Here is an 8438-nt window from a genome sequence, read left to right as displayed (position 1 = left end):
GGCTWCGAGCGCTGGCGCGCGATCGACACCGAGCTCAGCGCCCTGATCGCCGATCGCGATGTGCGCGCGGAGGAAGCGGCCCAGCTGCGGACCGCGCTCGGCGAGATCGAGCAGGCCGCGCCGGTGCGCGGGGAGGATGCCGAGCTCAACGTCCGCGCCGAACGGCTCGCGAATGCCGAGGAGCTGCGCATCGCCGCCGCGACCGCGCACGAGGCGCTCTCCGGCGAAGGGGACGGACCCGACGCCGGCACGCTCATCGCCGGGGCGCGACGCGCCCTCGAGCGCGGCTCCGAACGCGACCCCGCGCTCGCCGAACTGTCCGACCAGACCGCCGACCTCGCCTACCGCATCGCGGATCTGGCGGGCTCGCTCGCGGTCTACCTCGCCGACCTCGACGAGTCCGGTCCGCATGAACTGGCTGCCGTCGAGGATCGACGGGCCGTGCTCGGCACCCTGATCCGCGCGCACGGCAGCCTCGACGCGGCCATCGACCTGCTCGAGTCCGGCTCGGCGCGGCTGTCCGAACTCGACGACGACGGCGAGCGGATCGAGCGGCTCACCGCGGAACGTGAGGATGCGGCATCCGCCCTCGACGAGGCCGCCGCCGTGCTCACCGCTGCCCGCACCGCCGCGGCGRCCGAACTCGGCGAGGCGGTGACCGCGGAGATCCGCGCGCTGGCCATGCCCGACGCGCGGCTGACCGTCGCGGTCACGCCGGGCAACGCCACCACGTCCGGCCGCGACGACATCGCCCTGCTGCTCGCTCCGCACCCCGGCGCCGATCCGCGGCCGGTGGCGCGCAGCGCGTCGGGCGGTGAGCTCAGCCGTGTGATGCTGGCGATCGAGGTCGTCCTGGCCGGCGCAGATCCGGTGCCGACCTTCGTCTTCGACGAGGTGGATGCCGGGATCGGCGGCGCCGCGGCGATCGAAGTCGGCCGCCGTCTCGCACGGCTGGCCGAGGCATCCCAGGTGATCGCCGTCACCCACCTCGCCCAGGTGGCGGCCTTCGCAACCAACCATCTCTCCGTCGTCAAAGCCAGCGACGGAGCGGTCACGGCGTCTGACGTGCGCCGGCTCGAGGGTGCCGAGCGCGAGGCCGAGATGGCCCGACTGCTCTCCGGAATGCCCGATTCGGATGCCGCTTTGAGCCACGCCCGGGAGTTGCTCAGCCTTCGCACCGGTGGGCACTGATAGGGTAAAAGCCCGTGATGCAGAGTCCAAACACAGCCGCCGCGGAATCCACTTCGAACGACACCACCAAGCACATCTTTGTGACCGGAGGTGTCGTTTCTTCGTTGGGCAAAGGCCTGACCGCAGCCAGCCTGGGCAACCTGCTCACCGCACGGGGACTGCGGGTCGTCATGCAGAAGCTCGACCCGTACCTCAACGTCGATCCGGGCACGATGAACCCGTTCCAGCACGGCGAGGTGTTCGTCACCGACGACGGTGCCGAGACCGACCTCGACATCGGGCACTACGAGCGCTTCCTCGACATCGACCTCAGCCAGGCCGCCAACGTCACCACTGGCCAGATCTATTCGCAGGTCATCGCCCGCGAGCGCCGCGGTGAGTACCTCGGCGACACCGTGCAGGTCATCCCGCACATCACCGACGAGATCAAGCGCCGCATGCGCCTGCAGGCCACCGAGGACCCGCGGCCCGACGTCATCATCACCGAGATCGGCGGCACCGTCGGCGACATCGAGTCGCAGCCGTTCATCGAGGCCGCACGGCAGATCCGCCACGAGCTCGGCCGGGCCAACATCTTCTTCGTGCACGTCTCGCTCGTGCCGTTCATGGGCGCGTCCGGCGAGCAGAAGACCAAGCCGACGCAGCACTCGGTCGCTACGCTCCGGTCGATCGGCATCCAGCCCGACGCGCTCGTGCTGCGCAGCGACCGGCCGGTCACCGAGGCGAACAAGCGCAAGATCGCGCTGATGTGCGACGTGGACGAACTCGCCGTCGTCAACGCGGTCGATGTGCCGAGCATCTACGACATCCCGACGATGCTCAACGAGCAGGGGCTCGACGACTACATCGTCCGCACGCTCGGACTCGCGGCCAAGGCCACCGAGGTGGACTGGTCGCGCTGGAACAAGGTGCTGCAGGCGGTGCACAACCCCAAGCACGAGGTGACGATCGGCCTGGTCGGCAAGTACATCGATCTGCCGGATGCCTACCTCAGCGTCACCGAGGCGCTCAAGGCCGGCGGGTTCGCGCACGAGACGCAGGTCAAGATCACCTGGATCCCGTCGGACCTGTGCGAGACGCCCGAAGGCGCGGCCAAGGCGCTGGGAGCCCTCGACGGGATCGTCGTGCCCGGTGGATTCGGCATCCGCGGCATCGAAGGCAAGCTGGGCGCGCTGAAGTTCGCGCGCGAGCAGGGCATCCCGACCCTCGGGCTGTGCCTGGGCCTGCAGTGCATGGTGGTCGAGTACGCGCGCAACGTGGCCGGGCTCGAGGGCGCGTCGTCGAGCGAGTTCGACCCTGACACCGAGTTCCCCGTGATCGCGACGATGGCCGAGCAGGTCGACATCCTCGACCACGGCGACCTGGGCGGCACCATGCGGCTCGGCATCTACCAGGCCGACCTCGCGCCCGGATCGCTCGTCGCCGAGGTCTACGGCGCGGCCCAGGCGTCCGAGCGCCACCGCCACCGGTACGAGGTGAACAACCAGTACCGCCCGCAGCTGGCCGAGGCCGGGCTCGTGTTCTCCGGACTCTCGCCCGACCGCAACCTCGTGGAGTACGTCGAGCTGCCGCGCGACGTGCACCCGTACTACGTGGCCACGCAGGCGCACCCGGAGCTGCGGTCGCGGCCCACGCAGCCGCATCCGCTGTTCCGCGGACTCGTCGAGGCGGCCGTCGAGCGCCACAGCTCCAGCGAGCTGTTCGACGTCGAGAATGACTGACCCGCAGGTGGTCCCCGAGTCGAACGCGGTCCCTGAGCCCTTCGATACGGGCGCTGCGCGGCCTACTCAGGAACCACCCGTCGAAGGGCTGCGGGATGAGCCGGCCCCCGTCGAGGTGGTCGCGAACGACCTCGTCTACGGCGGGATGGTCTGGGATGTGCGCCGTGAGCGCTTCCGCTACGGCGACGCCGAGATCGTGCGGGAGTTCGTCGCGCATCCGGGGGCTTCGGCGATCGTTGCTCTGGACGATCAGGAGCGGGTGCTGCTGATCCAGCAGTACCGGCATCCGATCCGCCTCCGCGACTGGGAGATCCCCGCGGGGCTGCTCGACATCGCGGGGGAGTCGCCGCTGGAGACGGCGCGGCGCGAGCTCGCCGAAGAGGCGGACCTCGTGGCGGCCGAGTGGGAGCCGCTCGTGAGCATCTTCACGACCCCGGGCGGCAACGACGAGGTCGTGCACCTCTTCCTCGCCCGGGGCCTGACGGCCGCCAGCGAGGCGCACGCCCGCGAAGCCGAAGAGGCCGACATCCGCATCGAGTGGGTGCCCCTCACGGACGTCATCACGGGCGTGCTCGAGGGCCGGCTGCGCAACGGCATTCTGTCGGTCGGGGTGCTCGCCGCGGCGGAGAAGCTGCGCCGGAGCTGACCGGGCATGCGGCTGGAGCGCGCCGTCGACGCGTACCTGCGTCACATCTCGATCGAGCGTGGACTGTCCGAGCACACGGTCGCGGCCTACCGGCATGACCTCGCGGGGTATCGGGCGTGGCTCGGCGAGCGCGCGATCACGGATTCGGCCGAGGTGACGCCGGCGCTCGTCGCCGAGTTCGCCGCAGAGCGGGCGTCCGCGCACCCGCCGCCCGCGGCATCCAGTCTCGCTCGACTGCAGTCCTCGGTGCGGGGCCTGCACCGCTTCCTCGCCCGCGAAGGCATCGTCACCGACGACCCGACGTCGAAGCTGAAGCCGCCGAAGCTCGCCCGGCGGCTGCCGAAGGCGCTCACCATCGATCAAGTCGAGCGGCTGCTGGATGCCTCCGGACCGGCGCCATCGACCGCCGACGCCGGCGACCTGCTCGGGCTGCGCGACCGGGCGCTGCTGGAACTGCTGTACGCGACCGGAGCCCGCGTGTCGGAGGCGGTGCAGCTCGACGTCGACGACATCGTGCACGGGGACGTGCTGCGGGTGCGGGGCAAGGGATCGAAGGAGCGCATCGTGCCGATCGGCTCGTACGCCCGCGCCGCGCTCGACGCCTACGCCACCCGTGCGCGCCCCGAACTCTCTCGGCGGGGGCGCGCGACCCCTCGGCTGTTCCTCGGCGCCCGGGGTGCCCCGCTGTCCCGGCAGAGCGCGTGGCTGATCATCCAGCGGGCGGCCGAGCGGGCGCAGCTGACCGCGCACGTGTCGCCGCACACCATGCGCCACTCGTTCGCCACGCACCTGCTGCAGGGCGGCGCCGACGTGCGCGTCGTGCAGGAGCTGCTCGGTCACGCCTCGGTCGCGACGACCCAGATCTACACCCACGTGTCGATCGACGCGCTGCGCGATGTCTATGCCACCTCTCACCCGCGGGCGCGGTGAGCACAGAGCGAGCGGACCGGTCGATAGAATCGACCAAGCAACAGTCAGGAGTGTCGGTGACGGTCAGCAAGCGGGGCTCGGCGAAGGCCACGACAGAGGCCCCCCCTCTCGGTCCCACCGGGCGTCCCTATCAGGGCTTCCCCACACCTCCTCCCCTCGACTCCCACGGTCCGGCGAAGATCATCTCGCTGTGCAACCAGAAGGGCGGGGTCGGCAAGACCACGAGCACGATCAACCTCGCCGCCGCGCTCGCCAACTACGGACGCAAGGTGCTCGCGGTCGACTTCGACCCGCAGGGCGCGCTGTCGGCCGGGCTCGGCATCCAGACCCACGACGTGCCCACGATCTACGACCTGCTGATCGACGGCAAGCGCGACCCGCACGACGCCATCGTGCCGACCGCCCTCGAGGGCCTCGACCTGATGCCCGCGAACATCGACCTTTCGGCCGCCGAGGTGCAGCTGGTCAACGAGGTCGCTCGCGAGACGATCCTGTCCCGGGTGCTCCGCAAGGTCGCGCCCGAGTACGACGTCATCCTCATCGACTGCCAGCCGTCGCTGGGGCTGCTCACCGTCAACGCCCTCACCGCCAGCCACGGCGTCATCATCCCGCTCGAGTGCGAGTTCTTCGCGCTGCGCGGGGTGGCGCTGCTCATCGAGACCATCGACAAGGTCCGCGACCGGCTAAACCCCTCGATCGCCCTCGACGGGCTGCTCGCGACGATGTACGACCCGCGGACGCTGCACTCGCGCGAGGTGCTCGAACGCGTCGTCGAGGCGTTCGGCGATGACGTGCTCGAGACGGTCATCGGACGCACCGTCAAGTTCCCGGATGCCTCGGTCTCGGGGATGGCGATCACCGAGTTCGCGCCCGAGCACGCGGCGGCCCAGGCCTACCTGCGCCTCGCGCGGGAGCTGGTCGCCCGTGGCGCCGTCGCCTGACGAAGACGTTTCGACAGGCTCAACGACCGAGCCCGTCCTTGAGCCACTGCCGGTCCCTGAGCCTGTCGAAGGGTTCCGCGTCTCGCTCAGCGTGTTCGACGGGCCGTTCGATCTGCTGCTGACCCTCATTTCGAAGCACGAGCTCGACATCACCGAGGTTTCGCTGTCGAAGGTGACCGACGAGTTCATCGCCTACCTGCGGGACCTTGATCCCGATGAGGAGCTCGATCAGGCCTCGGAGTTCCTCGTCGTCGCCGTCACCCTGCTCGATATGAAGGTCGCGGGGCTGCTCCCGCAGGGCGAACTCGTCGACGCCGAATCGGTCGCGCTGCTCGAGGCGCGCGATCTGCTGTTCGCGCGGCTGCTGCAGTACCGCGCGTTCAAGGAGGTCTCGGCGTGGTTCGCGCAGCGCGTGCAGGCCGAGGACCGTCGGCATGTCCGAGCCGTCCGCCTGGAGGAGAAGTACCGCAAGGCGGTGCCCGAGCTCGTGTGGACCCTGACCGTCGACGACTTCGCCGCGCTCGCGGTGCTCGCGATGACGCCGAAGGAGATCCCGCACGTGGGTCTCGACCATCTGCACGCGCCACTCGTGAGCATCCGCGAGCAGGCCGCGATCGTGGTGACGCTCCTCCGGAATGCCGGGAGCCTCAACTTCCGGGAGCTCGTGGCTGGGGTCGCCCAGCCGGGCGTCGTCGTCGCGCGCTTCCTGTCCGTGCTGGAGCTGTACCGCCACGCTGCGCTCTCGTTCGAGCAGCTGGAACCGCTGGGTGAGCTGACCCTGCGCTGGACCGCCGAGCGGTGGTCCGATGAGAATCTTGCGACCCTGGGGGCCGACTATGACCGATGATCCGACACAACCCGATGTGGTCCCTGAGCCTGTCGAAGGGTCAGGGACCATGGACGTCGCGCGCCGCCTCGAGGCGATCCTGCTCGTGCTCGACGAGCCGCAGAGCATCGTGAGCCTGGCCGCGGCCGTGGCTTCGCCGGTGCCCGCGGTGCGGCAGGCGATCGAAGCGCTGGTCGAGGATTACGACGGCCTCGCCGGCGGTCCGCGACGCGGCTTCGAGCTGCGCGAGGTCGGCGGCGGCTGGCGTCTCTACGTGCGCCCGGAGCACGACGACCTCGTGTCGGAGTTCGTCAACTCGCAGGCGCCGTCCCGACTTTCCCAGGCGGCCCTGGAGACCCTCGCCGTCATCGCCTACAAGCAGCCGGTGACCCGCGGCCAGGTCGCGTCGATCCGCGCCGTCAACGTCGACTCGGTCGTGCGCACGCTGCTCGCGCGGGGCCTGATCACCGAGGAGTTCACGGATGCCGAGACCGGCGCCATCCACTACGGCACGACGGACGCGCTCCTGGTGAATCTCGGGATCAATTCCCTCGACGAGCTGCCGCACATCTCGCCGCTGCTCGCCGATGCCGACGATGTGAGCGGCGTAGACGGCTTCGGGGAGGGCGGACGATGAGCGACGCGACAGGCACAGGAACCGGATCGGATGCCGCCCCCGAGGGCGTGCGCCTGCAGAAGGTGCTCGCGAACGCGGGGGTCGCCTCGCGGCGGGTCGCCGAAGACCTGATCGCGGCAGGCCGGGTGCGGGTCAACGGCACCGTCGTCACCGAACTCGGGTCGCGCATCGATCCGGAGACCGACCTCGTCGACGTCGACGGCACCGCCATTCAGCTCGACCAGTCCAAGCGCTACGTCATGCTGAACAAGCCGGTCGGGGTGGTCAGCTCGATGAACGATGACCGCGGACGGCCGGATCTGCGCCGCTTCACGAAGGACTGGCCGGAGCGGCTGTACAACGTCGGGCGACTGGATGCCGACACCAGCGGTCTGCTCGTGCTCACCAACGACGGCGAGCTCGCCCACGTGCTCGCCCATCCCTCGTTCGGAGTCACCAAGGTCTACATCGCGAAGGTCGAAGGACGCGTCACCCCGCAGACGATCGCGCGGCTCACGAAGGGCATCGACCTCGAGGACGGACCGATCGCGGCGGACAAGGCGCGCCTGCTGTCGAGCTCGGCGGACGGCGGCGGCTCCCTCGTCGAACTCACCCTGCACTCCGGACGAAACCGCATCGTGCGACGGATGCTCGCCGCCGTCGGCCACCCGGTCGTGGAGCTCGTCCGGCGCCAATTCGGGCCGCTGCACCTGGGAACCCTCCCAGCCGGTCGGGCCCGCGAGTTGACTAAGGTGGAACGAGGCGCGCTGCTGACGCTTTCGCGCCGCGACGATCGCGGCGAGCGGGACATGGCTGCGCCAGGCACGGCTGACGGGTTGTCGCCGGAGGAGCAGGAGACACCGTGAGCGATTCGACAGGCGTGCTCTCGCCGCGGGTGCGGGGCACTGTCCGCATCGTCGGCGCGGGCCTGCTCGGATCCAGCATCGGGCACGCCCTCACCGCGAGCGGCGTCGACGTCGCCCTCGACGACACCTCCCCGGCGCAGCTGCGCCTGGCCATCGACTACGGCGCCGGCCGCGCCGCGCGCACCGACGATGACCCCGCGCTCATCGTGGTCGCCGTGCCCCCGGACGTCGTTGCCGACGTCATCGAGCGCGAACTCATCCGCTTCCCGGGCGCGGTCGTGACGGATGTCGCGAGCGTGAAGCTCGAGCCCTTGCGTACGCTGCGCGAGCGCGGCGTCGACCTCACCCATTACATCGGCTCGCACCCGCTCGCCGGCCGCGAGCGCGGCGGCGCCATCTCGGCGCGCGCCGACATCTTCGTCGGGCGCCCCTGGGTGGTGTGCCGCGACCAGGACACCTCCGCGGCCGACCTCGCCCTGGTCGAGGGCCTCGCGCTCGACCTCGGCGCGACGCCGATCGAGATGGACCCGGCCGAGCACGACCGCGCCGTGGCACTCGTGTCGCACGTTCCGCAGCTGGTCGCCAGCCTGCTCGCCGGCCGGTTCGTCGACGCGCCGGACGGCTCCCTGCGGCTGGCAGGCCAGGGCGTGCGCGACACCACGCGGATCGCGGCATCCGCTCCGGAACTGTGGGTGCAGATC

Annotated in this window: 9 protein-coding genes; all 9 read left to right on the top strand. The window is 70.4% G+C overall.

Annotated elements, in window-relative coordinates:
- Positions 1-1191, top strand: a 1191-nt coding sequence (locus tag AC1DVT_RS15460; RefSeq protein ID WP_477389901.1) for a DNA repair protein RecN, incomplete at its 5' end; no start/stop codon positions are given.
- A gap of 17 nt (positions 1192-1208) precedes the next feature.
- Positions 1209-2912: a CTP synthase gene (locus tag AC1DVT_RS15455; RefSeq protein WP_477389900.1), complete on the top strand. Its 1704-nt coding sequence runs from the start codon at positions 1209-1211 to the stop codon at positions 2910-2912.
- Positions 2905-3558 carry an NUDIX domain-containing protein gene (locus AC1DVT_RS15450; RefSeq protein ID WP_477389899.1) on the top strand — a complete coding sequence of 218 codons (654 nt, stop codon included), beginning with the start codon at positions 2905-2907 and terminating at the stop codon, positions 3556-3558. The genes AC1DVT_RS15455 and AC1DVT_RS15450 overlap by 8 nt, the downstream gene beginning before the upstream one ends.
- Positions 3559-3564: 6 nt before the next feature.
- The gene (xerD, locus tag AC1DVT_RS15445) at positions 3565-4488 is read left to right on the top strand and encodes a site-specific tyrosine recombinase XerD (protein ID WP_477389898.1); all 924 of its coding nucleotides are present in this window, start codon (positions 3565-3567) and stop codon (positions 4486-4488) included.
- A 56-nt stretch (positions 4489-4544) separates the two neighbouring features.
- Positions 4545-5429 carry a ParA family protein gene (locus AC1DVT_RS15440; protein ID WP_457101514.1) on the top strand — a complete coding sequence of 295 codons (885 nt, stop codon included), beginning with the start codon at positions 4545-4547 and terminating at the stop codon, positions 5427-5429.
- A complete protein-coding gene (locus AC1DVT_RS15435; protein WP_457101513.1) occupies positions 5413-6276 on the top strand; it encodes a segregation and condensation protein A in 864 nt (287 codons plus the stop codon). Before AC1DVT_RS15440 ends, AC1DVT_RS15435 begins: the two co-directional genes overlap by 17 nt.
- Positions 6266-6892: an SMC-Scp complex subunit ScpB gene (gene scpB / locus AC1DVT_RS15430; protein WP_477389897.1), complete on the top strand. Its 627-nt coding sequence runs from the start codon at positions 6266-6268 to the stop codon at positions 6890-6892. The genes AC1DVT_RS15435 and scpB overlap by 11 nt, the downstream gene beginning before the upstream one ends.
- Positions 6889-7737 carry a pseudouridine synthase gene (locus tag AC1DVT_RS15425; RefSeq protein WP_477389896.1) on the top strand — a complete coding sequence of 283 codons (849 nt, stop codon included), beginning with the start codon at positions 6889-6891 and terminating at the stop codon, positions 7735-7737. Before scpB ends, AC1DVT_RS15425 begins: the two co-directional genes overlap by 4 nt.
- Positions 7734-8438: prephenate dehydrogenase/arogenate dehydrogenase family protein (locus AC1DVT_RS15420; protein WP_477389895.1), on the top strand; the 705-nt coding region annotated here is incomplete at its 3' end. The genes AC1DVT_RS15425 and AC1DVT_RS15420, both read left to right, overlap by 4 nt.

The sequence above is a fragment of the Microbacterium sp. P2_F9 genome (assembly GCF_056403635.1).
This window is presented reverse-complemented; position numbering and strand designations above follow the sequence as displayed.